At 37.7% G+C, this 16,900-nt stretch carries 14 protein-coding genes and 3 tRNA genes; 8 read left to right on the forward strand and 9 right to left on the reverse strand.

Annotated elements, in window-relative coordinates; translation table 11 throughout:
* Positions 1-30: 30 nt before the first annotated feature.
* The 5 genes from JST56_05425 to JST56_05445 form a co-directional block, all read right to left on the reverse strand.
* Positions 31-106, reverse strand: a tRNA-Thr gene (locus tag JST56_05425).
* 10 nt (positions 107-116) lie between these two features.
* Positions 117-193 (reverse strand) — tRNA-Gly (locus JST56_05430).
* A 105-nt stretch (positions 194-298) separates the two neighbouring features.
* Positions 299-383, reverse strand: a tRNA-Tyr gene (locus JST56_05435).
* Between the two features lie 100 nt (positions 384-483).
* Positions 484-966, reverse strand: a complete 483-nt coding sequence (gene tsaE / locus JST56_05440; GenBank protein ID MBS1988406.1) for a tRNA (adenosine(37)-N6)-threonylcarbamoyltransferase complex ATPase subunit type 1 TsaE — start codon at positions 964-966, stop codon at positions 484-486.
* Entirely contained in the window at positions 944-1,597 is a 654-nt protein-coding gene (locus JST56_05445) for an NYN domain-containing protein (GenBank protein ID MBS1988407.1), read from the reverse strand. Before JST56_05445 ends, tsaE begins: the two co-directional genes overlap by 23 nt.
* A 153-nt stretch (positions 1,598-1,750) precedes the next feature.
* On the opposite strand from JST56_05445, the gene JST56_05450 reads away from it, so the two are divergent.
* A complete protein-coding gene (locus tag JST56_05450; protein ID MBS1988408.1) occupies positions 1,751-2,644 on the forward strand; it encodes a F0F1 ATP synthase subunit gamma in 894 nt (297 codons plus the stop codon).
* 46 nt (positions 2,645-2,690) lie between these two features.
* Here JST56_05450 and murA read toward each other — a convergent pair whose 3' ends face one another.
* Positions 2,691-3,986: a UDP-N-acetylglucosamine 1-carboxyvinyltransferase gene (gene murA / locus JST56_05455; protein ID MBS1988409.1), complete on the reverse strand. Its 1,296-nt coding sequence runs from the start codon at positions 3,984-3,986 to the stop codon at positions 2,691-2,693.
* 129 nt (positions 3,987-4,115) lie between these two features.
* On the opposite strand from murA, the gene kdsB reads away from it, so the two are divergent.
* The 5 genes from kdsB (at position 4,116) to radA (ending at position 10,449) form a co-directional block, all read left to right on the forward strand.
* Positions 4,116-4,925 (forward strand): 3-deoxy-manno-octulosonate cytidylyltransferase, encoded by an 810-nt coding sequence (gene kdsB, locus JST56_05460; protein MBS1988410.1) that lies wholly within the window; start codon positions 4,116-4,118, stop codon positions 4,923-4,925.
* A 212-nt stretch (positions 4,926-5,137) separates the two neighbouring features.
* Complete coding sequence (locus JST56_05465; GenBank protein MBS1988411.1) at positions 5,138-6,640, forward strand: hypothetical protein; 1,503 nt, start codon at positions 5,138-5,140, stop codon at positions 6,638-6,640.
* A 264-nt stretch (positions 6,641-6,904) separates the two neighbouring features.
* Positions 6,905-8,314: a hypothetical protein gene (locus JST56_05470; GenBank protein ID MBS1988412.1), complete on the forward strand. Its 1,410-nt coding sequence runs from the start codon at positions 6,905-6,907 to the stop codon at positions 8,312-8,314.
* A gap of 86 nt (positions 8,315-8,400) precedes the next feature.
* The gene (locus JST56_05475; GenBank protein MBS1988413.1) at positions 8,401-9,072 is read left to right on the forward strand and encodes a thymidine kinase; all 672 of its coding nucleotides are present in this window, start codon (positions 8,401-8,403) and stop codon (positions 9,070-9,072) included.
* 3 nt (positions 9,073-9,075) lie between these two features.
* Positions 9,076-10,449, forward strand: coding sequence for a DNA repair protein RadA (gene radA, locus JST56_05480; protein MBS1988414.1), 1,374 nt, complete (start codon positions 9,076-9,078; stop codon positions 10,447-10,449).
* A 63-nt stretch (positions 10,450-10,512) separates the two neighbouring features.
* On the opposite strand, the gene JST56_05485 is transcribed toward radA, so the two are convergent.
* The 3 genes from JST56_05485 to JST56_05495 form a co-directional block, all read right to left on the reverse strand.
* Positions 10,513-11,019, reverse strand: a complete 507-nt coding sequence (locus tag JST56_05485; protein ID MBS1988415.1) for an ankyrin repeat domain-containing protein — start codon at positions 11,017-11,019, stop codon at positions 10,513-10,515.
* Positions 11,020-11,315: 296 nt separating this feature from the next.
* Positions 11,316-12,077 carry an ankyrin repeat domain-containing protein gene (locus JST56_05490; GenBank protein ID MBS1988416.1) on the reverse strand — a complete coding sequence of 254 codons (762 nt, stop codon included), beginning with the start codon at positions 12,075-12,077 and terminating at the stop codon, positions 11,316-11,318.
* 94 nt (positions 12,078-12,171) lie between these two features.
* Positions 12,172-13,614, reverse strand: coding sequence for a sodium/proline symporter (locus JST56_05495; GenBank protein MBS1988417.1), 1,443 nt, complete (start codon positions 13,612-13,614; stop codon positions 12,172-12,174).
* A 228-nt stretch (positions 13,615-13,842) separates the two neighbouring features.
* Here JST56_05495 and JST56_05500 point away from each other — a divergent pair, with 228 nt between their 5' ends.
* Together JST56_05500 and JST56_05505 are read left to right on the forward strand one after the other, a co-directional pair.
* Positions 13,843-15,099 (forward strand): ankyrin repeat domain-containing protein, encoded by a 1,257-nt coding sequence (locus JST56_05500; GenBank protein MBS1988418.1) that lies wholly within the window; start codon positions 13,843-13,845, stop codon positions 15,097-15,099.
* Positions 15,096-16,892, forward strand: coding sequence for an ankyrin repeat domain-containing protein (locus tag JST56_05505; protein MBS1988419.1), 1,797 nt, complete (start codon positions 15,096-15,098; stop codon positions 16,890-16,892). Before JST56_05500 ends, JST56_05505 begins: the two co-directional genes overlap by 4 nt.
* Positions 16,893-16,900 lie beyond the last annotated feature (8 nt).

Raw genomic sequence — 16,900 nt, forward strand, 5'->3', positions numbered from 1 at the left:
TCAAGGGTGTTTAAGCACTTGTCTAGGTTCTGGAGCTGGCAACTGGACTCGAACCAGCGACCTGCTGATTACAAATCAGCTGCTCTACCAACTGAGCTATGCCAGCTTATGTCTCTTGGAGCGGGAAACGGGGCTCGAACCCGCAACCTACAGCTTGGAAGGCTGTCGCTCTAGCCAATTGAGCTATTCCCGCGGAGCTTTTACCTGTAGAAAGAGCACTTTTTGTATTATACAAAAGTTTTTATTAAGTGCCAATTAACAAGTAATTTTTTTCTTAAAAACAATTATTTTAAGAAAATGGTGGGGAGAACAGGATTCGAACCTGTGAAGGCTGAGCCAACGGATTTACAGTCCGTCCCCTTTGACCGCTCGGGAACCTCCCCATTAAGCATTAAGAATCAACTATTCTTTGCAATGACATTAAGGATAGATTTTTTATAAAAGATTTCAACTTTTTTTTAAAAAAAAGTTCAATATGTGCTATTAGATTCTGATTATTCTACAAGAAAAATCGTTTGGATCATATGATAATTTGATAGATTGAGTTCTTTTAATTAGTTCAGAGGTAGCAAGCAATGAATCGATCAGATCGGGCCATTCGATAATAATAAAAGAATTTTTTTGTGAGAAATATTCATCAAATCCAGCTCCAATAAATTCATCAATTGATGAAAGCCGATAAAGATCAAAGTGATAAAATATTCGATTATGAGATCCATGATAGGTATTAACATACCCAAAAGTGGGACTTACAACGGTCTGGGTAACGCCAGATTGTTGTAAAATTTCTTTGACCAATGTTGTTTTTCCAGCTCCCATAGGGCCATGCAAGGTGAAAATATTTTTATAAGCAAGGAGGGGGATGATTTCTTTTTTTACAATCGCGGGAATATTTTCTTGATTAAAAATAATATCCATAAGGCCTAATAGATCGATGTTATTATCAAAGTTTCTTGAGTTTAGCATAAATCTTTTTTTCTTTTTTAGATAGAGATTGAGCAGCTCCCTTCCTGCTACGAGGAGTATTTTGCTCTACAATAGGATCTTTTTTTGGAGTAAAAACGCTTGCTTGCTGCATTAAAAAATCAAGAGCCTGTTTATTGGTTTGAGTCTCAGCTTCAGAGAATTCTTCGTCATAAAGACTTTGAATGGGTTCAAATTTTTTGATTTTTTCGTCATAGAGAAGCGTATTGGTATTATTCGATTGCTCGGCTATTGCATTGTAAACAAGTTGATAAAAACTTGATCCATCAATCGATTCTGCATGGTATTTACTACATTCTTGAATAAGGCCTCGATCTTTAGTAACAACAATAACTTCTCGATTTTTGTTTTTTTTTGCATAATTTATGATCCATTCGTCAGCATTGCTTTGCTGACCTGAAAACATCACAACAACTCCTTTGTGTACTTCTCGGGTTGCATGATGGAGTGGTCCTGCATCAAAAACAATAATGAGGTCGGAGATTTCGTTTTTTTTATAATTTTTATAGTGTGCAAGTTGTTGGATGAGGTACTTTCTTTGTGGGTCAAGTTTACCTTTATCACCTGGAAATATTTGTCTAAGCATATTATAACCGTCAATAACAACAATCATAAGTGGTTTTTTCCTAAAAAATGGTTGAGGTTTAAAGTGTTGCCCCTTACTATAGCCTATCTCTTTAGTTCACTCATTGTAAAAAAAATGATTTTTTCGTATGTTAATAAGTGCCGAACAACTGCATGCCGATCTTTTTGACAAGGAATAAACGTGTCTCAACTAGCCCAATTAAAACAGCAGATTAAATCGGTCCAAACAACAAAAAAAATTACACATGCTGTTCGACTCGTATCGATGTCGCTTTATGCTAAACTTGAAAAACAGCGTGTTCCAATGAATACCTATATGAGTAGCGTTCGATCTCTTTTCTTACGGTTTACTCAGGGAGCTCATTGGAATGATCCTTTTTTATTTCCTAATGATGTTCTTGATCAAAATCCTCTTTTTCTGATTATTGGCACGTCAAAAGGGCTTTGTGGTAGCCTTAATTCAAATCTTTTTCGTTATGCAAAAAAATCTATGTTTGTTGAGCCGCATCAAAAACTCAAGCTTATTGCTATTGGCCAAAAGGCGGTTAAATTTGCAAAAGAGGCTAAGATTGGTGAATTAATTTGTTTTTACCATGAGCTTACATCGCATAATCTAGCAACGATTACCGATGACTTAATGGAAAAAATTTTAAATACAGATCAGCCATATTCTTCAGTAACTATTCTGAGTAACGAATTAAAATCATTTTTTATGCAACGACCTCTTAAAACAACTCTTACTCCTGCTTGTCTTGATAATTATGAGGGTGATTCGCATGATTCTGAAAGTATCAACAAGCAAACTGATCTTATCGACGATCAAGAGATTATTTTAGAGCAAGATCGTGATGATATCGCAAAATATCTTGCTCATTTATATGTGCGTACCACTCTGGTAAACACTCTCTTTCAGGCTCTTATTGCAGAGCAAGCTGCTCGTTTTGTAGCAATGGATGGTTCGTATACCAATGCTGATAAGATTCTTGAGCGGCTGACCATTCAATTTAATAAACTACGTCAGGCGCTTATTACAAAAGAAGTTGCAGAACTTTCAGCAAGCTTACCGGGGAGATAAGCTGCTGACGTATAGTGTGCTTGGTTATCTATTTATGGTATACAGCTCAGGCAGATCGTAGCTCAATTTGAGCACCTAAAATTCGAAGTTTTTCTTCTAGGTTATCATAGCCACGTTGCCAGTGGTGAATACCGGTGACTTTGGTTTGTCCAGCAGCCTGCAGACCAGCCATGACAAGACTGCATGATGCTCGAATATCATTTGCAATAACTTCACAACCATAGAGTGCATCGACTCCGTGTATTACCGCGGTTGTTCCATTTACAGAAATTTGTGCCCCCATTTTGCGTAGTTCTTGTGCATGAATAAGGCGATTTTCAAAAACAGTTTCTTCAACAATACTGGTTCCATTTGCCAAACACAAAGCTGCCATCATGGGAGCTTGTAGATCGGTTGGAAATCCTGGATAGGGAGCTGTTTTAAAACTTACAGCGCGTGGAGATTTTGTTGCAATTAATGTAATTCCTTTCCAGGTTGGATCAGGATTATTGAATTGCGTAATTACTTGATGTCCCATTTCTTCAAGTTTTGCCAAAAACATATCCATATGATCTGGACGCGCATCGGGAAGATGAATCTGGCCGCCAGTAATGCTTGCAGCCAGTAAAAGTGCGCCGGCTTCAAGGCGATCTGGAATAACATGATGATCTATTGGATTGAGCTTGCTAACGCCTTGAATATGGAGCGTTCCATTTCCAAGTACGCTAATTTTTGCACCCATTTTATTAAGTACATCAATCATATCAAGAACTTCTGGTTCTGTTGCAGCATTAATAATCGTCGTTTGTCCAGGCAATGCAACGGCAAGCATCATAATATTTTCGGTAGCTCCAACGCTTGGATATTCAAGAACAATTCTGGCATGATCACTGCTTTGGTGCGATGATAGTTTTGCGTACAAAAAATGACCTTGACTTTCAATGACCACACCCAATTTTTTTAGACCAATCAGGTGGTAGTTAATAGGGCGAGCTCCAAGGACACAACCTCCTGGATATGCTACGCGTGCTTTGCCAAAACGTGCAAGCAACGGTCCTAAAACGAGTATCGATGCACGCATTTTATTCATAATATCAGGAGAAACTTCAAAACAGTTGAGTGTTGATGTATCAACCGTGAGTTCTTTACTTTGAGTGTTAAAGTTTACAAGAGCTCCCAATGATCTAAGCAGGTTAATCATTTGATGAACATCTGCAGAGTCTGGAACATTTTTAAGATGAGATGTTCCTTGAGTCAGAATGAGTGAAGCAATAATCCCCAAGACGGCATTTTTTGCACCAACAATGGCTGCTTGACCGTGAAGCTCCGGAGATTTTTTGAGTAAAAGATATTCTTCTGACATGACGTTCTTTCTACGTAAAGAAATTAAAGTAGGATAAGCTGTTCAATAAAAATAATTTTTGTTTTTTGATAATATCACTAAAATAAAATTGTTGAACAGCGAATTGTTATTTTGTTCAGGAGTTTTATTGTGTTAGAAAAAAAAATGGCTTCAAAAAAAATTGTTTGTGTAATACCTGCTCGTTTGCAGGCAACACGGTATCCTAAAAAATTGCTATCAACATTGCATGATCGCCCCCTTTTAGAGTGGGTATGGAATGCAGCAAAAAAAGTTTCACTTTTTGATGAAGTAATTTTTGCAATCGATGATCAAGAGCTTGCCGATGTGATTGATACATTTGGCGGACAATGGACAATGACCTCAAAAGATTGTCAATCTGGTACTGATCGTATTATTGAAATTATGCAACGCAATATTTTATCAGCCGACATTTGGGTAAATTGGCAAGGAGATGAGCCTTTTATTACGCAATCAATGATCGAGCAGTTATTACAGTCAAGTGGCTCAAATGATGCTGATGTTTGGACACTTAAAAAACAAATTATTACTGCACAAGAATTAACAAGTCCTAAGTTTGCAAAAGTTGTATCCGATCATAATGGATATGCACTTTATTTTTCTCGAAGCATGATTCCTGCTGTGCGCGATGAGCAAGATTTAGAAGTAATTATAAAACAGCAAATTCACTACAAGCATGTTGGGCTCTATGCTTATACGACCGATGCTCTGAAAAAAATAGCGCTCGCCGAAGCTTGTGCCCTTGAAGAAGCTGAGAAACTTGAGCAGTTGAGATTTCTTTATCATGGCTTACGCATTAAAATGCATAAAACAGATCAAGAAGTAATCGGTATTGATACTCCAGAAGATCTTGTACGAGCTCATGAATACGCTCAAATCCGTGGACTGAGTGGATTTATTCAAGCTACAATTTCAAAATAATTACTCTCATGTGCGTCCATTTTTTATATTCAGATTGAAAAATAGGCGCACATTTATTTATTATTCTCATAATAATATAATTACAACAATTCCCTATTTGACACTTTCTTTGTCTTGGCTAAACTTTGACTATCGTTAAAATACTGATTCTTAGGACCATTTACTTGATTATTTGGTACTCACTTCAATCATTTAATTAAAAAATGAGATTTATGCACTACAGATTGCAAAGATATTTTGGCTTAGATATGAGCGTAGTTTTTAGTAAGGTTTGGATACTCTTTTTTTTTCTTTTTTCATTAGTTAGTCAATGTAAGTCCCGAGATGCATTACCATCTCTTTATAAATTTCAAAAAAAAGTAGAGCATGCTCGTAGTTCGTTTGAAGACGTTTATTATGAGCTGGTAAAAAGTCACTTCTTTGATGATGTGAATAATCCAAGTTCTCCTTATTCTAATAATTTAATTATTTCAACTAATCTTAATGATGACCCTGTTATGCAGGGTACTATTTTATTACGTTTAATTTCCTGGCTTGAGAAAAAAAATGATCGAGATAGTCGTTTTTTATTACGTAAAATTAATCGCCTTTATTATTTAGAGTTTCATAGAAATCTGGCAAGCTTAAATCCTAAGGATGAAAGCTTGCCAGATTCCCTTATGGATTCATTTCATACATTAGGTAAATATAAAATTTTTAATGTTGCAATAGGCTCTGATTATCCTTTTAGAACTGCTATTACAAAATCTGTTTTAACATTATTGGTTCTTAATAAAACTTCAATTCCCTATTCGGAAAAAAAAGAATCAGTTCTCTATATTCTTCAAAAAATTAAACAGGAAATACTATACATTAATAATAATTTGGGTAAAGAAAGCATTGATGAAGAAGTTATTCATGCCTTTATTTTTGGGCTTGAAAAATTTGGGGTACGTCAAACGCTTGTTGAATCTAAAATATTTAGAAATTTAATTATAACTACCATTACCATTACTGTAATTGGTTTTTGCTTTTACCGTTGGGATTTAGTTGCTAAAGGGTCTCATAAAGCTGGTGAGTGGGCAAACTATTTTTTTACACAAGCAATTAATGGGCTTACAAAGAAAATGGCTGAAGGCTTTGAAGAAGTGTGGCACATTAATGCGCGTGTCAACAGAATAGAAGCACAACTATCTCCTCAAGGAGTTGCAGATTTATCGCGAAGGGCTGGAGAAAGTATGATGGATGCTCTTGCGATTTCTTTAGAGGGAGGGGTTTTGGGCGATGTTGTGAGTACGCCTCAATATATAGCCGCAGCTCGCCAGCGTTTCCACGAGCAGGGAATCCGAGAGCAGGCTGCGTTAGAGCTAGCTCTCGCTCAAGCTGCCTTAACAGTCGCACAAGCCCAGGCTGCATTAAATGAACAAGGCAATGAGGATCAACCTGGACAACATGCTGCATTAGAATTGGCACAAGCTCAGGCTGCGTTAGCATTAGTACAAGCTCAGGCTGGACTAAATCAACCGGCGCCTGCCTACATACCTCTACCGGAGCAGCCTATAATTCAGGCTGAAGTGCCATCAAGAATGAAACGAGCACTTGCTCGATTCGCTTTAAAGGGATTAGGGGTAAGGCCCTCTGATTTAGATCTTAACTTGCAAGAAGCCCCTGCAGCGCCTGCAGTTGGCAGATTGCGCTTCATATGGGATAATTATTTTTATGGGGTTGGAACTTAATTTCAAGAAAAGAATATCAATAATGCACATTGGTATCAATTATGCATTAATTTGCTATTTTTTAAAATTCAAATTGAGAATTTAACCATGAAACACTTTATTTTAAGGTTGAATTATCAGGGTTGACAGGCTACTTTTTGACATTCTTCAAGCCTTGTCTAAACTTTGACTACTGTTGAAATACTGATTCTTAAGACTATTTACTTGAGCATTTAATGCTCGCTACAATTATTTAGTTGAAACGTGAGATCTATGGACTACGGAATGCAAAAAAAAATTGGGTGGGATATGAGAGTAGTTCTCTATAGAATGTTCGGATTATTTTTTGGATTCTTTATATTGATTGGTCAATGTGAATCGCGAGGCACATTGCCACCTCTTTATGATTTTCAAAAAAAGGTAGAACAAGCTCGCAGCTCGTTTGAAGATGTTTACTATGAGCTCGTTAAAAGTCATTTTTTTGACGATGTGAACAATCCAAGCTCTCCTTATTCTAATAATTTAATTATATCAACTAATCTTAATGATGACCCTGTTATGCAGGGTACTATTTTACTTAGTTTAATTTCTTGGCTCGAGAAAAAAAATGATCGAGATAGTCGGTTTTTGTTGCGTAAAATTAATCGCTTATATCATTTAGAGTTTCATACAACTCTATCAAGCTTGAATACGAAAGACGAAAACTATAAAGATTCTCTTTTGGGTTCTTTTCATGAATTAAGTAAGTATAAAATTTTTAATGTTGCAATAGGCACAGATTATCCATTTGGGAATGCTATTACAAAAGCAGTTTTGACCTTGTTTGTTGTTAATAAAACATCGGTTCCCTATGCTCAAAAAAAAGAATCAGTTTTGTATACTCTTGAAAAAATTAAACAAGAGATGTTGCGCATTAACAATGGTTTGGGTAAAGAAAAAATTGATGAAGAATTTATTCGAGTATTTATTTTTGGGCTTGAAAAATTTGGCGTACGAGAAACACTTGTTGAATCTAAAATTTTTAGAAATTTAATTATTACGACCATTGTCATTGCTATAATTGGCTTTTCCCTTTACCGTTGGGATCTTGTATCTAAAGGTGCCGATCAGGCGGGTGTATGGGCTAACGACTTCTTTACTAAGGCAATTGATGGACTTACAGAAAAAATTGCTGAAGGTTTTGAAAAAGTTTGGCACATTAACGCACGCGCTGATCGAATGGAAGCACAAGTTAATACTGCAACTAATGACCTGCGAACTGCAATTAATGATCTTAGAACTAATGGTCCAATGTATGCAGATCAAGCAACAGAGCGAGCTGTACGTGGAGCTCTTCGTGCGGCTGCACATAACGCACCACAACCTCTTCCCGTTGTGCCTGGTGCTGAACCGAATTTAAACCCAGATGCTCCTGTGATTGTTCCAGAAGGACCAAATCCAGATGTTCAAATTATTGTTGCTCAAGCACTTACTCCGGCAATTGCGCGGTTAGATCAGCTTATTAATGAAGCTCGTGCTGGATATGTTGGAAGAACCATTTTTGGAAATGCCCCTCAGCCGCCAGTGCCTGTTGTAGCAGTGCCAGGTGATCAGCAACAACCGCCTCAACCTCCTGCAGGAGGTCGTCGTTGGTTTGGAGGTCTTTTTGGTGGTGGTGAGCCTGATGCAGACGATAGTGACTTTGATGATGAATAGTTTTTTCAGCTCCTTCTTTTATCGCTTGATAACCTTGATATACTAAGAGCGGTTTTGATTTTATTTTGTTACGGTGAGGAGCTGCTATGAAGTTTGAGTCCAGTGTATTTCCTCAAAAAGGAAGATTAGAAGTTGTTTGTGGATCGATGTTTTCAGGAAAGACTGAAGAGTTGATGAGGCGTCTCAGACGAGCAGAATATGCAAAGCAGCAAGTTGTTACTATCAAACATCATATCGACAAACGAAACAACAAAGCTCCAACGTGTATCGTATCACATGAAGGCCGTGAGCGCTTTGCATTTTCGGTTGGTGAGAATGCGGTTTCAATTGATAAAATTCTTGAACTTGCTCATAAAAATGTTGATGTTATTGGTATCGATGAAATCCAATTTTTTACAACAGAAATCATTGATATTATCTGCAAATTAATCGACGCTGGAAAGCGCGTAGTTGTTGCTGGTCTTGATCTTGATTTTCGTGGCGAGCCTTTTGGGATCATGCCGATTCTTATGTCAATTGCTGATGAAGTTGTAAAATTCAAGGCAATTTGTGTTCAGTGTGGTCAAGATGCTCATCAAACACAAAGGCTGATTGATGGAAAGCCAGCTCGTTACTCTGATCCGATTATTTTAGTTGGCGCAGAAGAGCTTTATGAAGCACGTTGTCGTAGTTGCTTTCAAATTGATTGTTCAGCGCAGCTTGGTGTCTCTATTCCTCCCCTTGTACAGAAAAAAAACACAACAACATTGGTTGAATAAACTGTGGCAAAGCAAAAAATTTCGTTTGAATGTACTAATTGTGCATTGCAAAGCGCTAAATGGGTAGGTTGTTGCCCCGCTTGCAGTGAGTGGAACAGTTTTATTGAGCAAACTCCTACCTTTGATGCTTTTGCAAAGAAAAGCTTTGGTGGCAGCGGTACAACAAACATGCCGGCAGCCGAGCTTTTTCAACTTGATGATATTAATATTCAAGCTCAAGAGCGCATGCAGTCGGGCATTAAAGAATGGGACCGTGTGCTTGGTGGCGGAGTTCTTCCAGGATCATTTATTATTCTGACGGGCGACCCGGGCATTGGAAAATCTACGCTCTTATTGCAGGTTGCAGATCGCCTTGCTCAAGAATATGAAGTTGTTTATTTTTCATCTGAAGAGTCTTTGCAACAGGTTAAAAATCGAGCAAATCGCCTTGAAGTGACTGCTTCTCATTTACGATTTTCAGATCAGTCATATCTTGAAGGTATTGTTTCTACAGCAAAAGCACATAAGCCTGCATTGATTATTCTTGATTCAATTCAAAACTGTCACCTGTCACCAGATTCACATGCTATTCCCGGCACGATTGCGCAGTTACGTGAGGCGGGATTTATTCTTATGCGTCTTGCAAAAGAAAATAACATTGCGGTACTTATTACCGGCCATATTACTAAAGAGGGGCAGATGGCTGGCCCTAAAGTGCTTGAGCATATGGTTGATGCAGTTTTTTATCTGCAGGGCGAAGATCGTTGGCAGTCACGTATTTTACGTTCAGTAAAAAACCGTTTTGGAACGATTAATGAAGTTGGTTTTTTTGAAATGCGTGAAGAAGGGCTTGAAGAGATTGCCAACATCAACCAGCATCTCCTGGGAGAGGCATCGCAAGTTCCGGGTGCAGCACTTGTTTGCAGTATTGAAGGCTCTCGGCCCTTGTTGCTCGAGCTGCAAGCGCTGACGATTCAATCAAAATTCGGTATGCCTCAACGTGTAGTAACCGGTATGGATCCCAAGCGTATTGTTCTTATTGCTGCAATTCTTGAGAAATATTTGTACATTAAATTTAGTATGCAGGACATTTTCTTCAAAGTGAGCGGTGGTTTTAAAATCAAAGAAAGTTCTTCAGATCTTGGTATAGCACTTGCGCTCCTTTCAAGCTACTTCCAAAAACCGCTTCCACCCAAATCACTTGCCCTTGCAGAAATCAGTCTTACCGGGCAAATTAAGCCGGCCAATCAAGTAGGCATGTGTATCAAAGAAGCTGAAAAATTTGGAATAGATACAATATTTATTGCACGGGCTCAGACTGGAATCAAAAGCTCGTGTAGGGTAATTGCTTTTCAATCGGTCTATGAATTACTGAACCTCTTTCCTGAAGATAAATAAAAATCGGGCGTAGATTCTACGCTTCGGCCAAAAACACCCCTTTTGAACCTGCCTAGAAAGTCTCTACTTAACTTCCAATAAATCTTTTAATTCTTTTCTGATATTTTGCTTTTGAGCAAGACTGCGAGCACTTCTTCCATGGTTATCAGCAAGGTCAGGGTCGGCATTTTTATTGAGCAAGAGTACAACAATTTTGGTGAAGTCTATACGCTTTGATTCGTCATCGCTATGCTCTATAGCTTTTGCAACAGCCCGTTGCAACGGCGATTGGTCATGAGCACCATTCGTGTAATTCACTTTTGCTCCATGATTGAGCAGTAATTCTACAACTGATAGTTTGCCATTTTCAATTGCATGCAAAAGGGGAGTATCCCCATGTGCTGCTCGCACCTCAATATTTGTCCCTTTATTAAGAAGTTTCCTCATACGTTTGATATCGGATTTTCCATCTGCAACCGATGCAAGCAGTAGGAGCTTCTCTTCCTTACTAGTGGGCGTGTAGGCATTTACTTGTGAACATAATAAACCTGCTACGATAAGAACGAGTATTTTTTTTGAAAAATATGACATGTGTGTCTCCTTTTGTTTTATAGGAATAAATCAACTTCCTGAGGGATTATCAAGGTGATTATTCCCTGCAGTTTTATCCTACATAAAATATATTCATTTTGTAAATGATTTAATTAAACAAACTGAAAAAAGATTCTTTGGTAATATTTTTATAGTTTCAATTTTGCACTATTTGAGATGGGGGTAAGTTAAGAAAAGTAAAAAAAAGACAGGAAATCGAGGCTGCAACAAGGGCGATTTTCTGTCTTTTTGAGAATTGGTTAATTTATTTGATGAAGCAAGATAAGTTATTATTGCTAAGACAGGATTGCTTCTTCCCTTAACTGAGCAAATCCTTCGTTTTCATGAGTGAGCATAAAGTTGGTCAGATACCCTAAAACCTCTTGTTTATAAAGCTTATTAAGCTTTGCAAATGTTATAACCGAGCGACCATAGTTGTCTTTATGGCATAACACGGCGATAATCATATCATATTTTTCCAATGCCTTTACCAACATTTGTACAATTTCAGGGCACGCATTTTGTGCGGCAGGGTGTAGTGGAGTTCTCCCCGCCTGGTCGATGATGTGAACCGGTGCTCCAGAGTCAAGCAATTGACGAACAACCGGAACAAGGTTTTGTGCTGCCGCACGGTGCAACGGAGTTTGTCCTGGGTGTGCGCCGGAGAAGCGTAATTCTGTTCCTAAGTTTGGATGCGTTAGAAGCATGATAATATTTCTTGCGGAGGTCACTTGTTCACTCTCAGATTCTTCAAATTCTTTGCCTGCAAAATCCCCAGACTTTGCAATGGCAACCAAAAGAAGCGTGTCTTTGGTGTCATCGATAGTATTAGGATCAAAATCACCGCGCTGTATTAATTCGCGAATATGAGATTCAGCAATAACTGTACTGTTGTTACTAAAACAAGAAAATATATGTGCATACTGTGCAAGTTTTTTGTTGTTTGCGCGTGCAACAATTATATTATTTGGTAATTTTGCAAAGTTACTTTGCATAGCATGAACAGAAGAAAAACTGAGCAAGCAGAACGCCGAAGTTTTGATAAATCTAAACATCATCATAACCCTTTCACAAAATATAAAGCGAAAATTTTGACGGCATGATGGTAGGCCCTTTTTGGTAGCCTGTCAAATGTAATGTGCGATTATAAATTTAGTTTGAATCTTTGGTCAGAAATGATACTCCATAAATTAATACAACGCTTATTGCAAAGCCAGGAATCAGTGCGGGAATAGAAAGTCCTGAAATAGTGATTAATGATTTGAGGTAATTTTCCCACAGCGCAGCAATAATACCACCTCCTAAAATGCCAGCACAAGCACCGTAGCGGTTGATACTTTTGCTGTAGAGTGAAAGGAGAACTACTGGGCCAAAAGAGCTTCCAAGTCCCATCCAGGCATATCCAACAAGTTGTTGGATAGAATGTAATTTGAGAAGAGCTAGGCAGCATGCTGCAATGGTAACAAAAAAGATGCAGGTACGAAATGCCCATTCAAGTGCTTTTTTGGTAGGATTTTTGAGTGTCTGATGGTAAAAATCTTCGGTAAAAACTGAGGCAACGACAATGACTTGCGCTTCAACGGTTGCAAGTGTAGCGCCCACAATAGCGCATAAAATGAGTCCTGCAGCAAGTGGTGAAAACATATCAACAACCATGCGGATAAAAATAAGCTCAGGATTGATTATTCCCTGCGAAAAATATGCCATACCAATAACGCCAATACTTACCGCAACACTGAGTGCCATAATTTGCCAAGCGATGCCAATGTACTTAGCCTTATGCATTTCTCGTACATCGTTAATGGCCATAAATTTAGTAAGAACATGAGGTACACCAAAATAGCCAAGTCCCCAGCTGAGTCCAATAAAAAGAGCATTGAGGAGTGTGGTCCATGAGTAATCTGAGAGCAAACTGAGCGAAACTCCTTGAGTTGCAGCTGCAATCGGGAGCATTGGCCAGCCTCCAACAATAATTAAAGCACTTGATGCGGTTAAAAATAGAGCGCAAAGTAAAAAAATTGCTTGAAATGCATCAAACCATGCAACGGCAACAAAGCCCCCTACAATGGTATAAATTGCAACCATGATACTTGCACCAATAACACCATATGCGTAATTTATATTCAGAGCAGATTCGACAAGCAAGCCTATACCGGTCAGCCCTGCGCAAATATAGACAATAAAGAAAAAGAGCGTCATGAGGGCGCTTAATGTTCGGAGTATTCCTGATTGGTCGTTAAATCTTTTTTCGAAGTAACTAGAAAGCGTAAAGCAGTTAAGTTGCTCAGTGATAGTTCGAAGCTTAGGGGCAATAAAGTGCCAGCTTGCAAACATACCGCTCACAAGACCAATGGCAACCCAGGCATTAAAAAGACCTCCTGTAAAGATCATAGCAGGGAGTGCCATAAACAACCAATCACTCATGTCGCTTGCCTGAGCAGAAAGGGCTGTTAGCCAATAATTAACCGATCGGTTTCCAAGAATAAAGCCAGAAGAACTTTCCGGGCTTGAGGAGAGCGCTTGATTTTTATGAGCTAAATAACCAATTAAAAAGACGACTGTAAAGTAAATAATAAAGCCAAGCACAATAAACATAAAAGACCCTTGTTTTGAGTAAGAAAATCTAGGCTAAAGTTTATTAAGCATAGATTAGAAGCTGTAAAAGCTCAACTTTGCCTGATTTTCAAACAGGGGAAAGTAATTGTGGAGCTCTTGATTATTTTCAGAAGAACTGGAAATTTCGTTTGTTGAAGAACCTATTTTGTTTCAGATATGTTTGTATATCGACGTAAGTTATGGGCTGGTTATTGGGAATAGCTCTTTATGAAGAAAATTATAATAGTACTCTGCTTGTTGAGTAATATTGGATCTTTTTTTTGGTGCTTGCCATGTAAGAACAAGGCTTCTGATCCTGTAACAGAGTTAGAAGCTCAATTGTTCGTTGATGCCACGTGTAAAGATGAGGCATCAATAAAATCATTCCGATCTTTTCTTTTGCGAGAGTTTAATTTTTGCGTTAATAACAGCATGATACTCCCTCAAATTGCATCAAGAAGTAGTAATTTTTGGGGTAACCAGAGTTTTTTATATCGAGATATTCAGAATCATAATTTTGGTTCGTATGATCCTGCGGTTAAGAAAGTCTATCTACAAATTCACGATCAAGAAGTTTTTTGTCGTCTCCAACAACTACTGACCACTTCAGAATCTATCCAAGATAAGGCGTACAGTCTTAAGAATCTTTACGGTATGTCATGGGGTGTGTGCATGCTTGATCTTGCTCAAAATAATGGACTTAATTTATTTACAGATCTCATTGCAGATCTTTCTTATGGAAAAGTTAATACAAAGAAATGGAAGCATTTTTTTACCTGCTATAAAAAATTTATCAATATGCCAATGTTTCCGTATTTATTGATTGATGGAGGATTATCGCCTCAAGAGTATTATTTTAGTTATGTTACATTGAATCAATATATAGTTATCAACACTCCGCTTATCGTTGCGGTTCAAAAAAATAATGAATTTCTTACAGAATGGCTCATGCATCAAGAAGTAAGAGTTGACCAACGAAATAGTGAAAATAAAACGGCATTAATGGTTGCTGCTTATAGGAATAACTATCGTTTTGTTCGATTTCTTTTGGAGTGTAAAGCTGACTTATCATTAAGAAATGATGAGCGTAAAGCATATGATTATGCCACACAAGATAGTGTGAAAGATATCTTGTATCAGTGGGAACTTATGTTGCAAGAAAAAGAACAACTCGCTCATGAAGCAATTCCCTACAACCTATGTTGTGACGATATCGATGATTTTATTTATGGTGTATTGAGTGTTATGGCTGATCGACCAGAGGAATTGCGCTTTCGTTCTATGTTAACCAGTAGTGCTTATCGATGTATCGATCGCATGCACAATTTGTTTGATAAGATTCAGAGTGATGGTGTGTTAGAATATCTTTGTAAGCGTATAAAATTTCGGATATCAGATGCAGATCGATGCAATAAACTCATAGAAACGCTTCATTGGTTTGCAGAAAATTATGTACCATCAAACAAAAATATGGATGTTTTGTGAAGAAAATTATTGATTTTTTATTATTATTTTTTTTGCTCAATGCACTGCCGACGGTTATTTTGGGAATGGAAGAAGTAAGTCCAGAAGAGGTGAATTTTATTCGAGCAAATTTCTTATCAGAACCATTACCATCTGAGCAAGAGGCTGAATTATTTATTACCGGAGTACTTGAATCAAAAGAAAAATTTGATGTTTTCAAAATGCTCTTAAAAAGTCTGACTATTGAACCAAATGTCTGTACCTTTTTAGAAATAATTAAGACAACCTCGTATCAGCTGCTAAGCGACGCTTCTTCAATAGAGCCTGAGATAAAAAAAATTTATCTGCAACTTTATGATCCTCGATATTTTGAATTTATTTGCCAGCGCATACGAGCAGGTGAGTTTACTCAAGCAGAGACGCTCAGCCGCTTATATGAACTTACGTGGGGGGTTATTATGCTTGTGCTTGCCGAGCAGAATAAAATTAAAAAATTCAAACTCCTGATCAACGGTCTGCGCATAACGACTCAATTTAAAGATCATCTTTGGCATGCTTTTTTTAATGAAAACCCTTGGCTGATCAATATGCCTCTTTTTGTTGTCTCACCAACTAATAATTATTTTACGTATATCCCAACAGATAATTCTGGGAGTGTTAATACTCCCTTGATGGCTACTACGGGACTTCGAACACAAGCTATGGCTCAGTGGCTTATTGAACAGGGAGCTTTGATTGATGGGCAAAATAGCCTTGGTCACTCAGTTTTTATTTGGTTTTTAAGATATAAATTCCTGGATTGTACTTATACTAATTTTGCACAATATGAGAGTTGGATCAGATGGTTTTTAGAGCGAAAAGCTGATATTAATTTGCCAAACTATTTGGGTAAAACAGTGCTTGAAGATGCAATTATGAGTAAAAAAACTTTGTTAACAGGATATCTTGTTGAGTGTGGAGCAGATTGCTCAATAGTAAATGCATTAGATGGTCAAACGCTCCTCATGAAAGCAGCCGAACATAATCTTTATACAGAGGTTAATTTTTTGATTGGGCAGGGCGCAGATCCAGAAGCAGTTAATTATGATGGGAAGCGAGCATCGGAGCTTACTACTGATTATAATGTACAGCTTCTTTTATGCGGCTGGGAAGAGATAAAAAAGAATGAACGAGAACTGGCTTTAGAAGAAGTGCCGTGCGGTTTTGAGCGATGTGATATTGATGATTTTATCTTTGCAATACTCGAAAAAATGCTGAAAGTACCAGAGGATAAACGATTACGTATTTTTCTTCAAAGCACACATCGAAGTGCCTCTATTGCAAGCTCGTTATTTAATAATCTTATCGATCATAAACTTCTTATCTATGTACGCAAGCGCCTTGCTGTTTTTAAGGAGAATTTCAAAGAAGTAGACGGGTTGCTTGAAGTACTGCATTGGTGTAGCGATAGCTTAGTTCGTAAAAAAATGGGTTATGAAGATTCGCTAGAATTAGATCAACTTCTTTATCAAATATATCATGAAAAAATCTTTAACTCTGAGAGATTGACTCGATTTATTGAGAAAAATCAGTGGCTTATCAACAGCCCTCTGTCTTATAAAACAGAAACAAAAACATCAACAGAAACATTATTAGTTCATGCTCTTTATGCCCAAAATATATCATGTATTGAGTTTCTTGTGCACGAAGCGCAAGTAGATACAGATTATCCTTCTACCTGTGGATATACGCCTAAAATTATTGCCGAAAAAATAGAAGATCAATCTGTGAAAGTCACAATTCAAGAGCTATTGCTACGCGATGTTGAGCATTAAAAAAGGCC

The sequence above is a fragment of the Candidatus Dependentiae bacterium genome, assembly GCA_018266175.1.
Taxonomy (GTDB): Bacteria; Babelota; Babeliae; order Babelales; family RVW-14; genus JAFEAY01.

Coding starts and splice junctions, on each gene's coding strand:
- JST56_05470 (MBS1988412.1), top strand. CDS start 6,905: ATGCAAAAAAAAATTGGGTGGGATATGAGAGTAGTTCTCTATAGAATG.
- JST56_05445 (MBS1988407.1), bottom strand. CDS start 1,597: ATGATTGTTGTTATTGACGGTTATAATATGCTTAGACAAATATTTCCA.
- JST56_05465 (MBS1988411.1), top strand. CDS start 5,138: ATGCACTACAGATTGCAAAGATATTTTGGCTTAGATATGAGCGTAGTT.
- JST56_05475 (MBS1988413.1), top strand. CDS start 8,401: ATGAAGTTTGAGTCCAGTGTATTTCCTCAAAAAGGAAGATTAGAAGTT.
- JST56_05490 (MBS1988416.1), bottom strand. CDS start 12,077: ATGATGTTTAGATTTATCAAAACTTCGGCGTTCTGCTTGCTCAGTTTT.
- JST56_05495 (MBS1988417.1), bottom strand. CDS start 13,614: ATGTTTATTGTGCTTGGCTTTATTATTTACTTTACAGTCGTCTTTTTA.
- murA (MBS1988409.1), bottom strand. CDS start 3,986: ATGTCAGAAGAATATCTTTTACTCAAAAAATCTCCGGAGCTTCACGGT.
- JST56_05500 (MBS1988418.1), top strand. CDS start 13,843: ATGAAGAAAATTATAATAGTACTCTGCTTGTTGAGTAATATTGGATCT.
- tsaE (MBS1988406.1), bottom strand. CDS start 966: ATGCTAAACTCAAGAAACTTTGATAATAACATCGATCTATTAGGCCTT.
- JST56_05485 (MBS1988415.1), bottom strand. CDS start 11,019: ATGTCATATTTTTCAAAAAAAATACTCGTTCTTATCGTAGCAGGTTTA.